Annotated in this window: 19 protein-coding genes; 15 read left to right on the top strand and 4 right to left on the bottom strand. The window is 44.2% G+C overall.

Going from position 1 to position 20,767, the window contains the following annotated elements:
- The first annotated feature begins 130 nt into the window (after window positions 1–130).
- Entirely contained in the window at window positions 131–640 is a 510-nt protein-coding gene (locus AC4EHK_RS04140; RefSeq protein WP_490977519.1) for a DUF6241 domain-containing protein, read from the top strand.
- Between the two features lie 66 nt (window positions 641–706).
- Here AC4EHK_RS04140 and AC4EHK_RS04145 read toward each other — a convergent pair whose 3' ends face one another.
- Both AC4EHK_RS04145 and AC4EHK_RS04150 read right to left on the bottom strand, forming a co-directional pair.
- Window positions 707–1,108: a DUF2512 family protein gene (locus AC4EHK_RS04145; RefSeq protein WP_490977520.1), complete on the bottom strand. Its 402-nt coding sequence runs from the start codon at window positions 1,106–1,108 to the stop codon at window positions 707–709.
- Window positions 1,109–1,234: 126 nt separating this feature from the next.
- On the bottom strand, window positions 1,235–2,059 hold the full coding sequence (locus AC4EHK_RS04150; RefSeq protein ID WP_490977521.1) for an aldo/keto reductase: 825 nt from the start codon (window positions 2,057–2,059) through the stop codon (window positions 1,235–1,237).
- A 427-nt stretch (window positions 2,060–2,486) separates the two neighbouring features.
- Here AC4EHK_RS04150 and AC4EHK_RS04155 point away from each other — a divergent pair, with 427 nt between their 5' ends.
- Both AC4EHK_RS04155 and AC4EHK_RS04160 read left to right on the top strand, forming a co-directional pair.
- Window positions 2,487–4,223 (top strand): DNA/RNA non-specific endonuclease, encoded by a 1,737-nt coding sequence (locus AC4EHK_RS04155; RefSeq protein ID WP_490977522.1) that lies wholly within the window; start codon window positions 2,487–2,489, stop codon window positions 4,221–4,223.
- Between the two features lie 2 nt (window positions 4,224–4,225).
- A complete protein-coding gene (locus tag AC4EHK_RS04160; protein ID WP_490977927.1) occupies window positions 4,226–5,020 on the top strand; it encodes an ABC transporter ATP-binding protein in 795 nt (264 codons plus the stop codon).
- 139 nt (window positions 5,021–5,159) lie between these two features.
- Here the strand turns inward: AC4EHK_RS04160 and AC4EHK_RS04165 are convergent, their stop codons facing one another.
- On the bottom strand, window positions 5,160–5,342 hold the full coding sequence (locus AC4EHK_RS04165) for a hypothetical protein (RefSeq protein WP_490977523.1): 183 nt from the start codon (window positions 5,340–5,342) through the stop codon (window positions 5,160–5,162).
- A gap of 47 nt (window positions 5,343–5,389) precedes the next feature.
- On the opposite strand from AC4EHK_RS04165, the gene AC4EHK_RS04170 reads away from it, so the two are divergent.
- The 9 genes from AC4EHK_RS04170 (at window position 5,390) to AC4EHK_RS04210 (ending at window position 14,487) form a co-directional block, all read left to right on the top strand.
- The gene (locus AC4EHK_RS04170; protein ID WP_490977524.1) at window positions 5,390–5,569 is read left to right on the top strand and encodes a hypothetical protein; all 180 of its coding nucleotides are present in this window, start codon (window positions 5,390–5,392) and stop codon (window positions 5,567–5,569) included.
- Complete coding sequence (locus tag AC4EHK_RS04175; protein ID WP_490977525.1) at window positions 5,566–6,984, top strand: amidase; 1,419 nt, start codon at window positions 5,566–5,568, stop codon at window positions 6,982–6,984. Before AC4EHK_RS04170 ends, AC4EHK_RS04175 begins: the two co-directional genes overlap by 4 nt.
- Before the next feature lie 292 nt (window positions 6,985–7,276).
- Window positions 7,277–8,227: an acetamidase/formamidase family protein gene (locus tag AC4EHK_RS04180; protein ID WP_490977526.1), complete on the top strand. Its 951-nt coding sequence runs from the start codon at window positions 7,277–7,279 to the stop codon at window positions 8,225–8,227.
- A 177-nt stretch (window positions 8,228–8,404) separates the two neighbouring features.
- On the top strand, window positions 8,405–9,409 hold the full coding sequence (locus AC4EHK_RS04185; RefSeq protein WP_490977527.1) for a GNAT family N-acetyltransferase: 1,005 nt from the start codon (window positions 8,405–8,407) through the stop codon (window positions 9,407–9,409).
- 110 nt (window positions 9,410–9,519) lie between these two features.
- A complete protein-coding gene (locus AC4EHK_RS04190; RefSeq protein ID WP_490977528.1) occupies window positions 9,520–10,473 on the top strand; it encodes a hypothetical protein in 954 nt (317 codons plus the stop codon).
- A gap of 52 nt (window positions 10,474–10,525) precedes the next feature.
- On the top strand, window positions 10,526–10,909 hold the full coding sequence (locus AC4EHK_RS04195) for a VOC family protein (RefSeq protein WP_490977529.1): 384 nt from the start codon (window positions 10,526–10,528) through the stop codon (window positions 10,907–10,909).
- 491 nt (window positions 10,910–11,400) lie between these two features.
- Window positions 11,401–12,375 (top strand): N(5)-(carboxyethyl)ornithine synthase, encoded by a 975-nt coding sequence (locus AC4EHK_RS04200; RefSeq protein WP_490977530.1) that lies wholly within the window; start codon window positions 11,401–11,403, stop codon window positions 12,373–12,375.
- A gap of 406 nt (window positions 12,376–12,781) precedes the next feature.
- Window positions 12,782–13,153 carry a helix-turn-helix domain-containing protein gene (locus AC4EHK_RS04205; RefSeq protein ID WP_490977531.1) on the top strand — a complete coding sequence of 124 codons (372 nt, stop codon included), beginning with the start codon at window positions 12,782–12,784 and terminating at the stop codon, window positions 13,151–13,153.
- 143 nt (window positions 13,154–13,296) lie between these two features.
- Window positions 13,297–14,487, top strand: coding sequence for a cation:proton antiporter (locus AC4EHK_RS04210; RefSeq protein WP_490977532.1), 1,191 nt, complete (start codon window positions 13,297–13,299; stop codon window positions 14,485–14,487).
- A gap of 47 nt (window positions 14,488–14,534) precedes the next feature.
- On the opposite strand, the gene AC4EHK_RS04215 is transcribed toward AC4EHK_RS04210, so the two are convergent.
- Complete coding sequence (locus tag AC4EHK_RS04215) at window positions 14,535–16,916, bottom strand: EAL domain-containing protein (RefSeq protein ID WP_490977533.1); 2,382 nt, start codon at window positions 16,914–16,916, stop codon at window positions 14,535–14,537.
- Between the two features lie 281 nt (window positions 16,917–17,197).
- Here AC4EHK_RS04215 and galU point away from each other — a divergent pair, with 281 nt between their 5' ends.
- The 3 genes from galU (at window position 17,198) to AC4EHK_RS04230 (ending at window position 20,599) form a co-directional block, all read left to right on the top strand.
- Entirely contained in the window at window positions 17,198–18,079 is an 882-nt protein-coding gene (gene galU / locus AC4EHK_RS04220; protein WP_490977534.1) for a UTP--glucose-1-phosphate uridylyltransferase GalU, read from the top strand.
- Window positions 18,080–18,392: 313 nt separating this feature from the next.
- Window positions 18,393–19,385 carry a GNAT family N-acetyltransferase gene (locus AC4EHK_RS04225; protein WP_490977535.1) on the top strand — a complete coding sequence of 331 codons (993 nt, stop codon included), beginning with the start codon at window positions 18,393–18,395 and terminating at the stop codon, window positions 19,383–19,385.
- Window positions 19,386–19,600: 215 nt separating this feature from the next.
- Window positions 19,601–20,599 carry a GNAT family N-acetyltransferase gene (locus tag AC4EHK_RS04230; protein WP_490977536.1) on the top strand — a complete coding sequence of 333 codons (999 nt, stop codon included), beginning with the start codon at window positions 19,601–19,603 and terminating at the stop codon, window positions 20,597–20,599.
- Window positions 20,600–20,767 lie beyond the last annotated feature (168 nt).

A 20,767-nucleotide genomic window follows, 5' to 3' on the forward strand; every position in this document is an offset into this window, starting at 1 on the left:
TTTTAGTTTGCGCAGACGATTTTCGTTGATTCTGGTAAAAAGGTTGAAACTTGTTCGGTGTTTCTTCATAATTGGATAGGTATAAATTCATAAACGGATGAAGAAACAGTATGTCAGGAGTTGCAGGAAAATGAAATTATTAGTAAAAACAATTGGAATTACCTTTGGGATATTGGTTTTGCTGGCAGCAGCCGGCTATTATTTTGTCACACAGCATTCATCAACAGATGGTGAAATAACCGAAGTGGCAGAAGAAATCAAAGGCCGTGATGAACAAAAAGTCGTGGCAGAAAAAAGTGAAACAAACAATGTAGATGTTGATATGGAAGAAGGGCAGCTGCAAATCTACCTTCATCAAATGACGCATCAAAAAGTTGCCGCTGCTAAAAAAATAGGTGCGGTCGAGATGACGCCTGAGAACATCGATAATTTGCTGACGATTGTCAGTGCCAACAAAGAGTACTACGAACACGGTGAGTTTTACGAAACTGCGTTAACGGCCTGGAAGCAAGGTGATTTCTCCAATGCCGTTGATGTTCACAACACCATCTGGGATTGGCAAAATGGCACGGTCGGCCGGGCAACTGGATTGATGAGTGCTGAACAGGAACGTGTTTTTGTGCAGGAGAATTTCAGGTGAGAATGTTTTCATAAGAAAGAGGGGTTTCCTATTGCTGCAACAGGGAATCCCTCTTTCTTAGATTTTTTATCTTTTAGCGGGTTTGTAATTATTGTACTCAGGTACCACCGAACGATCGACATACAGATGGAAAAACCATTCACCGCCTGAAATAACCAATGCAGAAAGCAGTGCTGGTGTGGCCATTTCGAAATTCTGGCCCGTCAATAGCCAGCCAATCAGCCAGATGGTTAGGAATGCCGTCACAAAATCAACTAGGGTCGCAATGGTGTTGCGCGAGGACTGATTTTCAGGACGTCCAGCGTTCAAAAAAATCATAATGTCGCCCATTGCATAGGACAATGCGGTCAGCGCGAGGCTGATCAGCAGCGTATCGGTAAACGCTACATCAAAGCCTAGGGTCAAGACAACTAAAAGAACAGCGGTGACCATTACAAATTTAATGCCAAGTGCAGTTATATGTCTCAATGGCTTTCCTCCTTCAATTAAGTTCTGTTACGTGGAACTTACCCGTTTATCGGCAGGAGTATGCCAGAAGTTGAAAATAACAGAAAAAGCCGCCTCTTCAAGATAGAAGAGGCGGCTCTATACTAATTAGCGTACATTCATTTCATTTGGGTGAGCGCCTTTTCGGCGGTCTTTGTTTAAGCCATCGATGTCATTCATTTCAGCCTCTGTCAGTTCGAAATCAAACACATCAAAATTTTCTTCGATGCGTGACGGCGTGACAGATTTCGGGATGACAATCGTGTCGTTCTGCAAATGCCAGCGCAATACAACTTGAGCCGGTGACTTGCCTTTAGCATCCGCGATTTTCTGGATGGTTTCATCCTTCAATACTTCGCCGCCCTGGTCAAGCGGGCTCCATGCTTCCACAAAAATATCATGCTTCGCGCAGAATTCTTTTAATTCGTTTTGTGCCAAGTAGGGATGGCATTCCACTTGGTTTAAAACGGGTGGTATTTCACATTCAGCGAGCAAACGCTCTAAATGCTCAACTTCAAAGTTGCAAACACCGATCGATTTTACACGGCCGTCTTTGTATAATTTTTCTAATGCTTTATAGGTATCGACATAGTTATCAAATTCTGGAGTTGGCCAGTGAATCAAGTACAAGTCAACATAATCGAGGCCAAGGCGCTCGAGGCTCTCGTCAAATGCACGCAAGGTATTTTCATAGCCTTGGTCAGCATTCCAAACTTTCGTTGTGATAAACAAGTCTTCGCGCGGCACGGAAGTTTCTTTCAGCGCTTTGCCGACGCCTTTTTCATTCTTGTAAATCATTGCAGTATCAATAGACGTGTAGCCCGTTTCGAGTGCTTTCGCAACTGCTTTAGTCGCCTCATCGTCTTCGACCTGCCATACACCAAAGCCTAATTGCGGCATTTTTTTCCCACTATTTAATGTAACAAAATCCATTTAGCATTTCTCCTTTTGTTGAAAATTTGGTTAGGTTAAGTGTTTACCCATTAGTTCGGAACTCTAAGCATTTATTTTAAGAAGATATTGAGCTTGAAGTGGAACTAATTATCGAAATATAATTCGCTAAGCTAAACTGCGATCCACTACAGCAGAAATGCGATTCACTACGTACAAACTACGATCCACAGCAGCAGAAACACGATCCACAACCTCAAAAATACGCTTCACAAGCGGCCAAGCGCAGTCTAGCGCTTGCCGGCTTTGGGAAACCAAGTGCTCTTCAGCCTCATCGAACTGAAAAAACTATTTTTTAGAACGTGCGTTCCTATATTGAGTGTGTTAAGCTTTTCGTGAATACAATTAATAGAATATTATAATTTTTATTGAAAAATTTAGTTGATTCTTCGGAAGGGGTTGGAAAAGGATGTTCAAAAATATGAAGCAAATCGAGCAGCAGGCCATGCAGCGGTATTTGCAGTTCGAGAAAGAGCATAATGCGGAAAATCTGGCACCAGTGACGAATGAAAAGATGCTGACACGCTCGAGTCTCATCAATCACCACGACAATTTGGCGATGGAGCGCATCATCAACAAAAGCGATTTGTTTCCGATTGCGCATTTGCAGGCGGGGCTAAACGTCAGCAAAGCGGTGTGCCGCATTTCAATCCGCAGCCGTTCGGGGCAACTTGAAAGCTACGGCACCGGATTTCTCGTAGCGCCCAATTTGCTGTTGACGAACAACCATGTATTGGAAACAAAAGAAGGGGCGATGTATGCTGTGGCGGAATTTAATTACGAGGACGATGTCCAGTTCATGCCGCTCGATATCATCAGCTTCCGCCTGGATCCCGAAGCGCTTTTTATTACCGATGAGGCGTTGGACTTCACATTGGTGGCGGTAGAGGAAAGCAATGTTCACGCCATTCCACTCGCTGGCTTCGGTTACTTGCCGCTTTTGCCAAAGCCGGGGAAAATTCTCGAAGGTGAATACGTGACCATTATCCAGCATCCGAACGGCGGTCCAAAGGCCATCACCATTCGGGAAAATGAAGTCAAGTTTATCTCTTCCGATTTTGTTCAATACGTTAGCGACACAGAGCCTGGATCTTCGGGATCACCCGTGTTCAATGATCAATGGGTGGTCGTTGCGCTGCATCATGCGGGTGTGCCGGATCCAGAAGACAATACCCGCTGGATTGCTAATCAAGGCATTCGGATCAGTTCGATTATTCATCACCTCAGCGAAAAGCGCAGCAGCTTGGAAGATGTTCGCTCGCGCAGGCTGCTGGATGGGCTGCTGGATGTGGCCATGCCGGGACCATCCAAAGAGCCGATGGAAGTGGGATCTTTGGAAGCTGATTGGTACGCAGGAGTTTCCGGCTACGATCCGGCATTTCTCGGCGCTGGATTTGGAGTGGAACTGCCTCTTTTAAGTGAGGTACAGCTGGAAGATGCAGCCAAAACTTCTGAAGGCAAGGCGGTTCTGGATTATAGCCATTTTTCCATTGCCATGAGCAAATCACGCCGCCTTGCTTTTTTCACGGCTGTCAATATCGATGGCTCACAACTGGTTGACGTCAAACGCGGCAATGATCGCTGGTATTTTGATCCGCGGACTGATGAGGCTTATCAAATCGGACCGGAATTTTATCAATCAAATGATATCGACCGTGGGCATTTGGTGCGCCGGCGTGATCCAAACTGGGGAATTGATGCGGTAAAAGCCAATGAACACACATTTCATTTTACCAATTGCGCACCACAGCATAAAGATTTTAACCAGAAAGCGTGGCTCGATTTGGAGGATTATTTGCTGGACAATGCGCGCGAATCCGGCATGAAAGTTTCGGTGTTCACGGGACCCGTTTTTCGGGAGGATGATGTCGCTTACCGCGACGCACAGATTCCGGATCAGTTCTGGAAAGTGGCGGTGATGATCAAAGACGGCACATCGCTGTCAGCAACTGCCTATTTGCAGACACAGGAGGATTTAATCGGTGGAAATCTGGAATTTGTCTACGGGCAGTTTGAAACGTATCAAGTCCCCATCGCACAAATTGAACAATTGACCGGCCTTGATTTCGGCAAGATTCGGGAAGCGGATCCACTGATAATGGGAACCGTGGTTCATGTGCAGCGCCGGGAGGACATTCGTTTATGAAAATGATTGTGGAACTCGAAGGTGTGTCGCGGCGAAGAGACGACAAGCTCGTGTTGGATGACGTCGATTGGCAAATTCAACAAGGTGAGCATTGGGTGCTGTACGGATTGAATGGCGCCGGCAAAACCTCGCTGCTGGATTTAATCAATGCCTATTTTTTCCCGACAGAAGGAAAGGTGACGGTGCTGGGCTTGGAGTTTGGTAAAACTTATTTGGCAGAAAAACTGCGCAGCCAGATTGGGTTTGTCTCAGCATCCGTGCAGCAAAAACTGCCGGTTTATGACAATGCTTACGAAGTTGTATTGAGCGGAGCATTTGCTTCTCTTGGCCTCTATCAGGAAACGACCGAAGCCATCGACCAAAAAGGAATCGACATTCTGCGCGAACTCGGCTGCTTGGGCTACGCCAACCGGGATTACCATACGCTGTCGCAAGGCGAAAAACAGCGTGTACTCATTGGGCGAGCATTGATGGCAGATCCAGAGCTGCTCATCCTCGACGAGCCGACAGCAGGGCTCGACTTTATCGCTCGGGAAGAATTGCTCGAGTCGATCGCGGCTATTGCCCAAAAACCAGAGGGTCCGACCATCATTTACGTCACGCATCATATAGAAGAAATCATGCCAGATTTTAATAAAACCTTATTGCTGAAAGCGGGCAAAGTTTTCGCTTCCGGTGACACCATTGACCTCATTACCAGCGAGCGGCTATCCGAATTTTTCGATGTCCCGGTAAACCTCGTCTGGAGCAACGAGCGGCCGTTGTTGTCAAAAGTACGGAAAACAGTAGATGCCTAAGGGCGGGGTCCCAAGAGAACCCGGCTTGGGACCGAAAGTTCATAGCGGAAAGCGCAGGCTAGCGCTTTCCTAGGGGTTGGGCATTCAAGCGTTTTGGGGCTTTGGAAAGTATTTTCATCGCTATAGAAAGTATATTGGTTCACACAGAAAGTATTTTCAGCAAAACAGAAAGTATATCCATTTCACTGGAAAAATATCCTCCAAAAAAGACATAACCCTTAAGTGCCAAGACAAAATCTTGTGCTTGAGGGTTTATTTTGATAAAAATCCCATCTAAATAGTCAGAACTATCTGCGAACTGTGATAAACTGTCGATAGACATCCCAGATTCTCACATGCTTTAAAATCATCCAAATGGGAGGACTTGTTATGGCACAAGGCATTCACAAGATTTTAGAGGAACGAGGAATTCAGGTACCAGAGGCACATCAGGAAATGCTCGCGCAGCAAATGCAAGCGGTGCAACAATTGCGCAACACCGTGGACAATTCACAGCTGAAGGATTTTGACATGGCGCTGACGCACGTACCAGGAGGTGAGCGGCCATGAATGAAGAACTAGCAGCTCAATCTATCGGAGAATTGGCACCTAAGTTGCGCGACAAGCAGGTGTCGCCTGTTGAACTGACCGAAGCAGTGCTATCGAACATCGATGCTTATAATGGCGAGATTAATGCTTTTATTCGCGTGCAAAAGGAACAGGCGCTGGAATCGGCGAGGCAGGCGGAGCAAGAAATCCAAAGCGGCAACTACCGTGGCTTCCTGCACGGCATCCCGATGGCGCTGAAAGATATTTTGTATTTTAAGGATGAGCCAGCAACGATGGGATCGAAAATCCATGAAGGGTTTATTGCGGACTTTGACGCAACGGTAGTGTCGAAACTCAAGCTGTCAGGTGTGACGTTTCATGGCAAGCTCAATATGCACGAATATGCGTGGGGCGCGACAACGACCAATCCGCATTACGGCGCCTGCAAAAATCCATGGGACCTCAGCAAAATTCCGGGCGGTTCAAGCGGCGGTTCGGGAGCAGCAGTCGCTTCAGACATGACAATTGCCTCGCTCGGCACAGACACTGGCGGGTCGATCCGGATTCCGGCATCAAGCTGCGGCATTATCGGGTTGAAGCCGACGCATGGCCGCATCAGCAAATACGGCTGTTTTCCATTGTCGTGGAGCCTTGATCACATCGGCCCCATGACAAAAACTGTTTTTGACGCCGCGCTCCTGCTCGAAGTGCTCGGCGGCTACGACCCGAAAGACCCGACTTCAGTCGATCGGCCGACTCAAAACTATTCGGGACAGTTGAACGAAGATATCAAAGGAATGGTCATTGGCATTGAAGAAGATTATTTCTTCAAAAACGTCGATACCCGTGTCAATGAAGCCGTCCAAAATGCGCTGCAGCAACTGGAAAAGCTCGGTGCACGAATTGAGCCGGTCCGGATTCCATCCCTGGCACAAGCAGAATTTGCGGAACTCGTTACGATCACGACTGAAGCGAGTGCCATTCATCACGACAATCTCGTCAAACAGCCGGAAAAATTCGGCGAAGACGTTCGCTTCCTGTTGGAAGTTGGTGAACTCATGTCCGGTGTTGATTACGTACAGTCCCAGCAAATCCGCCGCAAGCTGGATCTCGAATTTTCGGCCGCATTTGAAAAAGTGGACGTACTCATTTCACCAACCTTGCCATTCTTGTCGCCGCCAATTGGTGCCAGCACTGTTGATATTAATGGACAGGCGCTGAGCTTCTTGGACGAAGTCATCCGCTTTACAGGGCCGGGTAATCTCACCGGGTTGCCGGCGCTAAGCATTCCATGCGGTGTCCGTGATGGATTGCCGATTGGCCTTCAAATCATGGGTCCGGCCTTCCAAGAGGAAAAAGTCCTTAACGTCGCGTATGCGCTTGAAAAGCTTGAGCTGATGAAAGGGCAGTCGCCGAGTTTGAAGCTTATCGGATAACTCGTTGCGGGTGGCAGACGATTCACTGGATGCGAAATACGACCCATAGCGGATAGAATACGTTCCGCAACAGGAAAATTACGATTTTAAGTGGAAAGCGCAGACTTGCGCTTTCTCGGGTTTGGATATTTAATCAGTTTTTGTTCTGGAAAGTAATTTGATCCTTATAGAAAGTATTTGGGCTCAAACAGAAAGTATTTGCAGCCATATAGAAATTATTTTCCCGAAAATAGAAAGTATATCCATTTAACTGGAAAAAATGCTCTTTCTATAAAAAATAAAACCCGAAAGGATGAAAAAAGTGGCAAACACACATAAATTTCCGGAAGACCGCGTGCATTACACGTGGGACAAAGATCCGCAGCCGGTCCTGACGATTGACAGCGGAGACCAAGTCGATTTCTCCACGCGTGAAGTGGCAGACAATCAGTTTAATAAGGATTCCAAAACTGAAAATATTGCCGGGCTCGATTGGGCAAAAGTTTATCCGCTCGCGGGGCCTGTCGAAATTCGGGGAGCCGAACCGGGAGACACGCTGGAAGTAGAAATTCTGGACTTAACTCCAGGAAGCTGGGGCTGGATGGCAATTTTACCGGGACTTGGCTTATTGCCGGAAGAGTTTCCAGATGCCTATTTGCGGACCTTCGATTTGAGTAATGGTGAGTTTATCCAGTTTAGCACCAACATCAAAGTGCCGATCACGCCGTTCCTTGGTACAATGGGCGTCGGTCCAGCAAACGCTGAGGGACAGGCCATTATGCCGCCCGGAACATTTGGTGGCAATATGGATACGCGGCAATTGACCATTGGCACGAAACTGTATTTGCCGGTGCAAATTGCGGGTGCCATGTTTAGCTGCGGGGATGCCCATGCAGCACAAGGCGACGGCGAAGTTTGTGTTACTGCGCTTGAATGCCCGATGCAGGCGTCGTTGAAATTCCGCATCATCAAAGGCAAGACGATTCCAGCGCCTCAGTTCCAAACCGCTGGCGCCTTGACGCCAAAAGTCGATCATAAAGGTTTTTACGGCACAACTGGAGTTGGACCCGATTTGATGGAAGCTTCGCGCGACGCCATCCGCGCTATGGTAGACCATATTTCCAAAAACTATGGACTCGAGCCTAAAGATGCTTACTTGTTATGCAGCTTATGCGTAGACCTAAAAATCTCGGAAATCGTTGACGCCGGCCAGTACATAGTCAGTGCCGTACTGCCGCTTGCAGTATTTCAAGAAGATGAATAATGGAAACAGCGCTGCCAAATCTGGCAGCTTTTTTTGTGTCCATTAATTTATTTGGTAAGTTATCTTAATTATCTGTATTATTTGCAAATAGAATGATAAAATAACAGCAAGTTCATAAGTAGCAGTATTCATGCAATAAATTCCTAAAACAATTCCACTACGAAAGAGGTCCTCTGGATGAAAGATATTTATTTTGAGAAAAATTATGGGCGGTTATACGAAAAAATTGAGAATGGTGAATGTGAGGAGTTTATTTTTCAGCATGCGCTTGGGACGGTTAAGCACTTATTCATCCGACGTGAAATTCCGATTAAGTTGGAGGGGCGGACATTTTACGATTTGGTGACTCCTTATGGATACGGTGGTCCGCGTATTGTCAGTGGCAAAGAGGGAGCCAAGGAAGAGCTGGTATTTGCTTTTCAAGAAGCGTTTGGGGAATATTGCCGTGATGAGGGCATTGTATCTGAGTCTGTCCGTTTCCATCCGATTCTTAAAAATCACTTGGATTTCAGCTCCTGCTACGAGCTTAGCTTTAAGCGCAATACTATTCAAACTCGTCTGTCGGATGTAGAAGATCCAATTCTAACGGAATACTCAGCTTCGTGCAGACGGGATATCCGCCACAGCTTGAAAGCTGGTGTGGAATACCGAGTGATCGATCATCCGGATAGCCTGGAAGATTTCAAGCAACTGTATGCGTCGACGCTGCAGCGCAATGATGCCGACGCGGTTTACTATTTTGATGATGTGTATTTTCAAAACTGCATCGATTGGCTTGGTGATTACTTAGTGGTTGTCGAAGTGGTTTATAAAGGCAAGATTATTGGGATGAGCCTGAACTTTGTCTGTGGCGACTTTATTCATGTCCATCTTACCGGCACTCTTCAAGAGTTCCATCAGTTGTCGCCTGCCTATGTTTTGCAGTACGCATTGGTGCTCTGGGGGAAAGAACAAGGCAAACGATTGATCCATCACGGCGGTGGCCGGACCGGTGAACCGGATGACAAGCTTTACTTGTTTAAGAAAAAATTTGGGCGCCATGAAGAGTTTGAGTATTTTACAGGTCAAAAAATTTGGAACCTGTCAGCGTTTGAACGGTTATGCAAGTCTGTGAATGCTCCACTAGATGCAACACAGTTTCCGGCATACCGATTTCATCAAACCACTGTACCGGTAAACTGACTGCCCAAATTCTTTGATATTTTTATTGTGTATTTTAGTGGATGCTTCGTCTTGGTGAGGGGGGTTCAAGCCTTTACTAAAGATAGTTACAAAATAGGGGGAAGTTTTGCATGAGAGAAATAGGCGGCTATTTTGGGTTGGATGATCTGGTCAGCAATGAGTTTTATGATAGCTTGATCCGGCTGAATACGGGACGGAATACCTTGCTTTACTTAATGAAAGCACGAAAAATCACGAAATTGCACATTCCATATTATTTATGCGACTCAGTTAGTACGCTTTTAGAAGAACATGACTACAATTTTGAGTATTACAACATTGACCAGGAATTTTTACCGATTTTTGACAAGAAACTGGAGAAAGACGAATTTTTGTATATTGTCAATTTGTATGGACAGCTGACGACAGAACAATTGCTGGCACTCAAGCAGCATTTTGGCCAAGTGATCTTCGATTATAGCCATGCTTTTTTTCAGGAGCCGCTGGCGGGCGTCGATACGATTTATTCCTGCCGTAAGTTTTTTGGTGTCCCGGACGGTGCGTATTTGGCAACGGATGCCATCTTGCATGAAAATCTCGAGCAAGACATGTCATCCGATCGCTTAAAGCATATTGTGGGCCGCTACGAAGGGAGAGCTTCTGATTACTATTCTGATTTTCAGCGGAATGACCACGTTCTCGACGCCACACCACTGCGGACCATGTCGAAGCTTACGCACAATCTAATGGGCGCCATTGACTACAAAAGGGTGCGACAAACAAGAAACGAAAACTACATCTACTTGGAGCAGCAGCTGGGTGCTGACAATCCACTCAAGTTGACGATGCCGCAAGGGCCTTTTGCCTACCCTTTATTGGTAGAGAATGGCTTAGAAATTAGAACACGTCTGACGGACGAACAGATCTATATTCCGCTGTTGTGGCCCAATGTTATGAAAGACTGTCCGGAAGAAAGCATCGAATACCAATACGCTGCTAACATTTTACCGCTGCCATGCGATCAGCGTTATGGGCTGGAAGAAATGGCTTATTTGGTGGACTTGTTGAAAAAAGAATTAGTTTAAACTATCATCCGAACAAGTTGTTCTGAAGTTTTATAAAAAGGGAGTGTGTGCCATGACAGAAGAATATAAAATTCATCCTGGCTCCATCATTTCAGCCGATTTGACCGTTCATCACGCAGAAGGGGTTCGTGATTTCTATAAGGAAGTTGTTGGCTGGCAGCACAGCGATTTTCGGATGGGGGATTACGCCGATTATATGATGAACACACCGGATGGCAATCCGGCAGCTGGTATTTGTCATCAAGCAGGAGTCAACGAAGGGTTGCCGCAGCTTTGGATTGTCTATTTTGCCGTAGCCGACTTGCAGCAAAGTTTGGAAATGTGCCGGAATCGCGGCGGAATTGTTCACCGCGAACCGCAAGACGGCATCACTTCTGGAAGCTACGCCATTATTGAATACCCGGCCGGCGCTTTTTGCGGATTGAGTCAGACCTAAGCAAGAAGAATGGAGTGATTCGCGCCATCTGGCAGTGTACTCAAATAACAGATAACTATCTGGCAGCATACATGAAACTAAATCTTTATTCAGAAAGCGCGATGGTGCGCTTTCTTTTTTTGGCATTTAGTCATTATATAAAAAATCCAATATGCCGACATAGTTATCAAAATAAATAAAACAACAAAAAAATACAAGGAAATTGAAGATATAAGTTGCTTAGTTAGGTTTCTTAAACAAGTAAAAATGCATCTTGAGTGGAGTAACAGCTTGTATGTGAACGCTTTCTTTATTTATTTCATTTCCTTGTGTCAAAATGCTTATATTATCGCTGATCTATGGTATGATGCCAAATAGATCAGCTATACGGAAACGATATTAATATATTAACTCACTCGACAATTTATGAGGGTTGTCCGGTCGATTCTGTATGAAATGTCAATTATCAGCCGATCAGGATCCAGCAGCATTCATCAATTGGAGGTTATATTATGTACACAATCGGATTTGTTATCAGCCACAAAAACAACGAAAAAAGAAGAGCGCTTTTGCCAAAGGACATGCCAAATATTAAAAACATCGGGCAGTTGTATTTTGAAATCGGCTATGGCGATGCGCTAGGCTTTTCGGACGCTGAGTACGAAGTTTCCGGTGCGCAATTCGTATCACGTGCAGAAGTGCTTCAATGCGACGCGATCGTCGATGTGAAATTGGGCAATGCGGATTATTTCGATCAGTTGACGCCAGGCAAACTATTGGTTGGCTGGGCTCATGCAGTGCAGGACATTGCGTTTACGGATGCCGTGCTGGCAGGAGACCACACCGTAGTTGCCTGGGAAGAAATGTTTGAAGACGGCCGCTATATTTTCTATCGTAACCGCGAAGTGGCCGGGGAAGCGGCAATTCTTCAAGCCTATCAGTATTGCGGCAAAATGCCGTACGAAACAAAAGTGGCGGTTCTTGGAAATGGCCATACGACCAAAGGGGTACTCCGCATTCTCCACGGCCTCGGTGCCGATGTGGATGTATACGGCCGCAAGCTGGAATCCTTGTTCATTAAAAACATGGGCAATTACGACGTATTGGTCAACTGCGTGATGTGGGATACGACGCGCACGGACCGCATCATCTACAAAGAAGATTTGAAACGTTTGAAAAAAGGCGCGATGATTGTCGACGTCAGCTGCGATCCGAACATGGAAATTGAGACATCCCGTCCGTCGACCATCGATGATCCCGTCTACACAGTAGATGGAATTATTCATTACACGGTGGACAACACGCCGGCGATGTTTCCCCATACTGTGACAAAAGTGTTGAGCGAAGGATTTTCACCGATTGTTGATAACTTTGTCGAAGGCAATTGGACCGACATGATCCGAAATTCCGTCGTGATCGAAAACGGCTGCATCATCGACCATCACATTAAAGAGTTCAGAGAAGCCAGAAACCTGTTAGTTAAATAAAACATAAATCTCGTCCTGAAATCACTGATTTCGCAGGACGAGATTTTTCTATTCACTCACAATTGCTTCGATAATTCTATTGCTAAACTTGCTTTGAACTTATAGAAACGATTAGCTTGTCTTTTTCTTCCTCTAGTTTGTGAATGATCGGCACAACCAGTGCAGCAAACTGAAGAATAATAGCTCGCTGAAAAACTGGTTGCTTGGGAATCATAATACCTATATTTCATTATTAGGTTGTTACATTGTTACTAATACAAAAATCTAATTTATCTAAAATTTCAGTTTTTTACTAAGCACTCAGGCTCAATTGTTGGAATACGGGCACTTTAGGGTTTTCAAAAGCTTTGTAAGGGAATAATATAGGTATTGTATAACAGTCATGGATAAGAAAGGGGCGCTTAACGTGAAGCAGATCGGAGAGAAGTTAAAAGGCTTGAGAGAACAAAACGAATTAAGTGTGGATGATTTGGCCCTAGCATTGGGCTTTGCAAAAACAGTTGTTTGGGGATACGAAAGCGGCAAAAAACAGGTGAGCGTCTCTCATCTGCAATTATTGGCCGATTACTATAAAGTAACAATGGATTTTTTATTAGAACGGGATGGAGCTTCCAGCAAGCTGGATTTAATGCAGATTGCTGAGTTAGACTCTATAAACTTGATAGTGGATGACCAACCAGTAAATGATGAAGAGTTGGCAGAAGTCGCATCCTACCTGCAAGTCAAACGCCGTTTGAAAGAAGAGGCTGAACAATTGCAGAGCCGATCAGGAACGTGAGAGAACATTATTAATACAAAAAGGACAACCTATAACACTGGGTTGTCCTTTTTGTATGGTAATGAATTCTGAGCTGCCGTTTTAAAAATAAACATTCAGGGAAGAAGGACTCGTAGAAAGCTTGAACCTTGGAGGGATTTAATATGTCTGCGGCACTCGTCACCATCTTATTGTGCATCGGCTATTTGGTGTTTACAATTGATAAAAAACAAGAAAATTTTCCTGTACCCGTTGTGCTGTTATTGATTGGTATCGGATTGTCCTTTATTCCTTATTTTGATCGTGTGGAAGTGACAGAAACGTTGATTTATGACGTCTTTTTGCCTGGGCTTTTGTTTGTTTCCGCTTACCAGTTTTCAACGGGGGCTTTGCGAAAGAATGCGGGTGTTATTGGATTGCTCAGTACAGTGGGACTTGGTCTGACGATTGGCTTGGTCGGACTGGCAGTCTACTGGCTTGGCGGCTTGTTCTTCTCTGTTTCGCTAATAGGGGCGTTAGTCATCGCAGCCATTTTGGCACCGACAGATCCAGCATCGGTAGTTTCGATTTTGAAAAAATCAGCACCTGACAAAAGCATCGCCGATATTGTGGACGGAGAATCCATGATTAATGATGGCACCAGTATTGTTTTGTTCACGGTCTTGTCGGGCCTGTACATGGAATCAGCATCCATTGATGGGTGGTCTATTTTAGGTGAATTTGTTTCTGTATCAGCAGGCGGCGTGGCTCTAGGCATCACAGTTGGTTGGCTGTTGAGCAAAGCGGTGCACATCACCCACCACCGCGATTATCAGGTCATGCTTAGCATCGTCTTGGCCTATGGTGTTTTTCAATTGGCTGAAAGCTTCGGATTTTCTGGCGTCTTAGCTACTGTGTCCGCGGGCATTATGCTATCATGGGAGTTTTCCCATACCAACAAAGAAGACCATTACCGGGAGTCGCTGTCCGGCTTTTGGGGTGTGGTCGAACCTTCGCTCTTGTCGTTGTTGTTTTTACTGATTGGCATCAAGGCGACGCAGTATTTGGAGTGGAGCAACTGGATTTTGGCCATTCTGATTTTATTCTTCAGCATCGCTATTCGCTTTTTGATCGTCGGAGGTACGTTCAAACTGCTTGGCAGCAGTAAGCAAGATGCGGTATGGAAAAAATCGCTGCTCATTTCCTGGTCGGGCATCCGGGGTTCCATGTCAGTCTTCCTACTGCTTCAATTAGGGGCTATGGCAAGCGGCGCAGCAGATGAGTTGATTTCGCTTAGCTTTTCCGTAGTCATCTTGTCGCTAATCATTCAAAGCTTTGGCATCCATCCGTTGTCAAAATTACTGAAAAGCAACTAAAAACAGCCCGCTTCCGGAATTCAAGCTTCCGGAAGCGGGCTGTTGATTTAAACTTTTAGATAGAGCTCTTCAATTTTCTCGGGAAGCAATGGCTTTTGGAAATAATAACCTTGGGCCTGGTTGCATTTTTTGTTTTTCAAAAAGGTTAACTGTTCCAGTGTTTCCACACCTTCCGCAATGACGTTCAGCTCCAGGTTGTGGGCCATTTGGATAATGGTATCCACCAATGCCGCATCTTTCGGGTCATTGTGGATGTTGCGCGTAAAATGCTGATCGATTTTTAGCGTATCGACAGGGAATAACTTTAAATAGCTGAGCGATGAGTAGCCTGTACCAAAGTCATCAATTGACAAATGAATGCCCATGGCTTTTAGTTCCTGCATTTTTGAAATGGCTGAGGTCGCACCTTGTATGATGCTTTCCGTCAATTCCAGTTCGAGAAATTCAGGTGCTAGTCCTGCATCATCCAAAGCCGAAGTGACCACCTGTGCAATATTACCATGGGAAAACTGCTTGGCTGAAATATTGACTGCCATGCGGAATGGCGGCAATCCAGCATCTTGCCAATCTTTGTTTTGCTTGCAGGCCGTTCGGAGAACAAATTCACCGATATACAAAATCATACCGTTTTCTTCGGCAATGGGAATAAATTCAGCTGGTGAGATCGGTCCCCATTTGGTGTGCTGCCAACGCACTAAAGCCTCGACACCAATAATATGTTCAGTTGCAATATCAAATTGCGGTTGATAATGCACAGTAAATTCACCGAGTTCCAAGCCTTTTCGAATGCTTAAGGCAATTTTTGATTTGCGTGACACCAATTCATTCATTTCGGAAGTGAAAAACTGGAAATGGTTTTTGCCTTCCTCTTTCACCCGGTACATGGCGATATCCGCACTTTTTACCAGTGTTTCCGGATCCTTTCCATCTGCAGGGAACAGGCTGACCCCGATGGATGGTGTGGTGAAGATTGCCTCATTGTTGACGATAAATGGTTTGTTCAGGGCGTCGAGAATTTTTAACGAAGTTAGTTCTGCTTTAGAGTAATCCGCATTTGGCAGCAGCATAATAAATTCATCACCGCCAAGCCTGGCCAGTGTGTCGGTTTTGGAAATACATGACGTAATGCGTTCTGCAACATCGAGCAGCAAGCGGTCGCCTGTTTGATGGCCGTACGTATCGTTGACGAGCTTGAATTGGTCGAGGTCCAAATAGAGTACAGAAAGCACCGTTTCATTTTCAATAGCCTGAGCAATTGCCGAATCCAGACGGTCGGTGAATAATCGGCGGTTTGGCAAGCCGGTAAGTGAATCCAGGTAAACCAAGTTACTGATTTTTTCTTCAGCAGCTTTTCGATCGGTAATATCCCGAATAATCAGGCTGTAGTATACTCCTTTTGCTGTTTCCCAAGTACCGGTAGAAAGCTCGACAGAAAGATGGGTGCCATCTTTGGTAACGCCGATCAGTTCAAAGGTTTTTCCGAGAAGTTGAGCAGGATCCATCGGTGTTTCTTTGCGTTGATGAGATTTTGGGAAAATCAGCCGGACATCCTGGCTGATGATTTCTTCTTTGGCATAGCCGAAAAGACATTGTGCACCGTAATTCCATTGTGTGACCAACCCTTGTGCATCTGTAACAATAATGCCATCAGTTGCCGATTCAATGACTGACAGGAACTGGCGGTCGTATTCATCAGACAAGGATTTTACTTTAGTTTCGCTGCGGATGCTCAGGACCGCACTTGCCAAAATCAATGCCAGACCAATACCTACATTAAAAGCCGTATAGTTGCTATCTGAGTTTCCAGCAGAAGTTTGGAAATAGCCAGCTTCGAACTTTATTGCAGCCATGCTAGTATAATGCATGGCCGAGACACTGAGAGTAATCATGGTAGCATTTGCCACTCTGAGCCAGAAAAATTCTGGTCGGCTGCGTGAATAAAACAGCAGAAATATCAGCAGGAGAGAAGAGGCCAAGGCTGCCAACACCGACAGACTAAACAATAGTGAATCATATCGCATAGCAGCATCAAGTTGAATCGATGCCATCCCGATATGGTGCATCGCCAGGAGACCGGAGGTAATTAAAAAAGCACCCACCATTACCTCGAATTTTCGGATCGCAGGCCGGTTGGCAATAGTAAAGGCGATGCCGCTAGCAAGCACCGCGGGAAAGATGGACACAACGATAAGCGGTGTATTGTAAATGGCTTCTGCAGAAAAATGACTGGCAAGAATTCCGATGAAATGCATGGCCCAGATGCCGACGCCCAAAACAATCGAGCCGATCAGGAACCATTTTGTCTTTGTTTTGCCAACTGCAGCAAATAAGATGCTGTTTATATTCAAAGCGACAAACGCCGATATAAAGATGACAAAAATAGACAATAAGATCAAAGGCGGGTAATAAGAGATAGGCTGAAAATTCAATTAGTCCACACTTTCTTTGATATGGCTTTGTAACTATATACAACCTATTATAAATAGGAAATATTGAACATAATTATAGACGTATGATTCATTTACATTCTATCACCTTACTAGAAGTTTGCTTATAATTTTAAATTTCTGTCAATAAAGTCGTTCTATTAGACCATTTTCTTCACTGGAAGATATTTAGCGCTTTAAATTTCTGAAATAACGCTTCCAAAGTTTCTTTATTGCAAATAAATGTTAGTATTAATTCATACATATGAAAAGAAGGTGTAGAGATGCAAGTCAAAAAAGCAATCATCCCGGCTGCAGGATTAGGAACACGATTCTTGCCAGCTACTAAAGCAATGCCAAAAGAAATGCTTCCCATTGTTGATAAGCCAACAATCCAATACATAGTGGAAGAGGCCATTGCCTCTGGAATTGAAGACATCATTATTGTGACAGGGAAAGGCAAACGTGCTATCGAAGATCATTTTGATCATGCTTTTGAGTTAGAAGAGACTCTGATGAGAAAAGGCAAAATGGATATGCTGGATTCTGTTCTGGAAACCTCTAATGTGGAGATTCACTACATCCGCCAAAAAGAGCCGCTTGGCCTTGGACACGCCATTTGGTCTGCACGCCGTTTTATTGGCAACGAACCGTTTGCTGTGCTGCTCGGAGATGACATCGTGGAAAACGAAGACCCGTGTCTGGCTCAGTTGATGCGACAAAACGAATTGACTGGAAAAAGCGTCATCGGTGTTCAGCAGGTTCCAGAAGCTGAAACCCATCGTTACGGAATTATCGATCCGGTTTCCATTGATGGCAAGCTGATCAAAGTTAATAAGTTTGTTGAAAAGCCGGAGGCAGGAACAGCACCTTCTAACTATGCCATTATGGGCCGTTATGTGTTGACCCCGGAAATTTTCGAATTTCTGGGTCAGCATCAACTTGGTGCAGGTGGGGAAATTCAATTAACCGATGCCATCCAAATGTTAAACGAAGTACAATCCGTTTATGCCTATGAATTTGAGGGACATCGCTTTGATGTAGGAGAGAAGTTCGGATTTATCGAAACAACCATTGAATTTGCATTAAAACGCCCCGAGTTGAGAACTCAGCTGTTGCAGCTGTTCGAAGAAAAACTGAAAGAATCTTATATCAAAGAAAAGTAAAGTTCATTCGTTGGATATCGTAAAGATTCTTTTGTTATAAGCCTAAACCGCTCTCGCCAGAATGGCGAGAGCGGTTTTTCAATTGGTGAAGTTTTTGAAACTATGCAGTGATAAATTTTAGTCAGTTAGCGAGAGGAGAAAAGACATAGACACTTGTTCATTCAATTAAAGAAGAGGATGTATTTTTTAATTGTAGGCAATTGTAAACAGTTTTTTGTTTTTTCTGATTCTTTTAGTCTACTCTCTGTGATATACTCTCTATAAAAAGATGGCGCTTTCACAAAAGACTCTTTTCCTTGGGAGGGAATTTGGAATGGTTAACGTACCGGATATTTATTTTTTGCCTGAATGGGGAAAGTATTTCGAAGCACAAGAGCAGCAAGGAAAATGGACTTCATTCGAATTCAAAAATAGTTTAGGCCACGTCAGCTATCAATTTATCTCCAGACCGGTTCCGGTGGATACAGGAGATGCAGTTTATTATGACATCATCACACCTTACGGATTCAGCGGACCCATCATATTGGAATGCCTTGAAGGGCAACGCCAAGAACTGGTAGCGCAATACGATCGAGCGTTTCAACAGTATTGTGAGGAGCAAGGCATTGTCACGGAATATGTCAGGTTCAATCCCTGGATTCACAACGTCCTCGATTTTGAACATCTATACAGTTTCCGCAATAATGGCGATATGATTTATATCGATTTGACGGTGACCGATTTTTTTATGGACGAATTTTCACCGAAAACCCGTACTCAAGTGAGAAAAGCACAGAAAAATAATGTTGAAATCGAATTTGATTTCACAGGAGAAACTGCTGATGAGTTTCATCGCTTATACAACATTACGGCAAAAAGGAATAACATCACTAACGATTATTATTTGTTTTCAGAGGAGTTTCTGAGAGATTCGTTTGAGGTTTTCAAAGGAAAGCAATTTTTGCTGAATGCTAAATACGAGGGGAAATACATTTCTTCTTCGCTTATACTTCACTATGGAGATTATATGCATTCTCATCTAACTGGAAATGATCCTGACTATTTTCATCTAGCGGGCAATAGTCTAATTCAATACGAAGCGTGCCATTGGGGAATAAACAACAGCAAGAAAGAATTTCAATTGGGCGGAACGGCTCCATACGAAAATATTCATCGTTTTAAAAAAGGGTTTACCAAAACAAAAGCGTTGGATTTAGTGATCGGAAAAAAAATTCGCCTTCAAGAAACCTATGATGAATTGGTAGAGATAAAAAAGAACAGCGACGGCATAAAAATGATGGAATACTTTCCGCTTTACCGAGGATGAATCAATGCAGCCATTTGCTTTTAAGGTTGTCTTCGAAACCGTATGACAGGAAGCAGTTTTTCAGGAAGAAGCATCAAATTTTAATCCAAATAATCCGAATATTAAATATTTTAATTGAGTAAATTATAACGATGTAATAATATGTAAAATATAGAACAATATTTGAGTAGCTGCCTCTACTTTTAAAGGATTTAGCATAAGGAGGAAGATTCAGGGTGGATGATATTTATTTTGAACCAAATTATGGGCGGTTGTATGAACCAATTGAAAAAGGCGTATGTGAGGTGTTTGAGCTTAACCATCCGTTGGGACGAGTCAGCCATCTTTTTATCAAACGTCTTATCCCGATGTCCATCGATGGTGTTTGCTATTTTGATATCAGCACACCTTACGGCTATGGGGGCCCGCGCATCATTAATTGCCAAGCAGCAGACAAATGCCAGTTGGTGCAGGCATTTCACGATGCATTTGAAGAATACTGCCAAAAAGAACATATTGTCTATGAATTTGTGCGATTTCATCCTTTGCATAACAATGCTCAGGATTTCAGAAGTTGCTATGAATTGACGTTCCGTCGTTTTACGACAGGCACCAACTTAAAAGATTACGACAACCCTGTGAAATCGGAGTTTTCGAAGTCAAAGCAAAAAAGCATCCGCAAAGCTTTAGAAGCTGGTGTAGAATATCGGGTAATTGAAAAACCTTCCAGTTTAGAGGAATTTAAGCGTATTTACTATTCAACCATGAACCGAAAAAACGCAGCTTCTGTCTATTATTTTAAGGATGAATATTTTGAATCACTTTTGGATTCCTTCGGGGAGCGTATTTTATTAGTGGAAGTCCTTTATGAAGGACAAGTCATCGGAATGGGATTAAACCTTCTTTATGGAAAGACCATTCATATTCACTTGTCTGGAACTTTGGCTGAATACCATCATTTATCGGCATCTTTCGTCATGCGCTACGCACTTGTAGAGTGGGGAAAAGCACACGGAGTGGATTTGATTCATGAAGGGGGAGGCGTGACAGGAAAGATAGATGATCCGTTGTATCTTTTTAAAAAGCAGTTCGGCAGAAATACAGAATTTGAGTTTTATGTGAGCCGCAAAATTTGGAATCGAAAAGTTTACAATAGTTTGTCTCAGGCGGCTGGTATTGAAGAAGAACTTAGTCCTTTGCCTTCTTATCGGACAAAAGCTGCAGCCCGAGAATAAATAAACTCCAATAATTGCAAACTCTAGAGCCAGTCTGCAGATCTATGCAGGCTTTTTGTTTTGAATGCTTGAGGCTTGCTGTCAAGAGAAGGTCAAATAACGGCTTTCGCTTTTGGGGCTGGATGCTATAATGGGGGTTATGAATAAAACCTGATTCCAACTGTAAAG

Source organism: Planococcus sp. TJ-307 (assembly GCF_058268435.1).

Coding starts and splice junctions, on each gene's coding strand:
- AC4EHK_RS04140 (WP_490977519.1), top strand. CDS start 131: ATGAAATTATTAGTAAAAACAATTGGAATTACCTTTGGGATATTGGTT.
- AC4EHK_RS04150 (WP_490977521.1), bottom strand. CDS start 2,059: ATGGATTTTGTTACATTAAATAGTGGGAAAAAAATGCCGCAATTAGGC.
- AC4EHK_RS04155 (WP_490977522.1), top strand. CDS start 2,487: ATGTTCAAAAATATGAAGCAAATCGAGCAGCAGGCCATGCAGCGGTAT.
- AC4EHK_RS04160 (WP_490977927.1), top strand. CDS start 4,226: ATGATTGTGGAACTCGAAGGTGTGTCGCGGCGAAGAGACGACAAGCTC.
- AC4EHK_RS04165 (WP_490977523.1), bottom strand. CDS start 5,342: ATGTCTATCGACAGTTTATCACAGTTCGCAGATAGTTCTGACTATTTA.
- AC4EHK_RS04170 (WP_490977524.1), top strand. CDS start 5,390: ATGGCACAAGGCATTCACAAGATTTTAGAGGAACGAGGAATTCAGGTA.
- AC4EHK_RS04175 (WP_490977525.1), top strand. CDS start 5,566: ATGAATGAAGAACTAGCAGCTCAATCTATCGGAGAATTGGCACCTAAG.
- AC4EHK_RS04180 (WP_490977526.1), top strand. CDS start 7,277: ATGAAAAAAGTGGCAAACACACATAAATTTCCGGAAGACCGCGTGCAT.
- AC4EHK_RS04185 (WP_490977527.1), top strand. CDS start 8,405: ATGAAAGATATTTATTTTGAGAAAAATTATGGGCGGTTATACGAAAAA.
- AC4EHK_RS04190 (WP_490977528.1), top strand. CDS start 9,520: ATGAGAGAAATAGGCGGCTATTTTGGGTTGGATGATCTGGTCAGCAAT.
- AC4EHK_RS04195 (WP_490977529.1), top strand. CDS start 10,526: ATGACAGAAGAATATAAAATTCATCCTGGCTCCATCATTTCAGCCGAT.
- AC4EHK_RS04200 (WP_490977530.1), top strand. CDS start 11,401: ATGTACACAATCGGATTTGTTATCAGCCACAAAAACAACGAAAAAAGA.
- AC4EHK_RS04210 (WP_490977532.1), top strand. CDS start 13,297: ATGTCTGCGGCACTCGTCACCATCTTATTGTGCATCGGCTATTTGGTG.
- galU (WP_490977534.1), top strand. CDS start 17,198: ATGCAAGTCAAAAAAGCAATCATCCCGGCTGCAGGATTAGGAACACGA.
- AC4EHK_RS04225 (WP_490977535.1), top strand. CDS start 18,393: ATGGTTAACGTACCGGATATTTATTTTTTGCCTGAATGGGGAAAGTAT.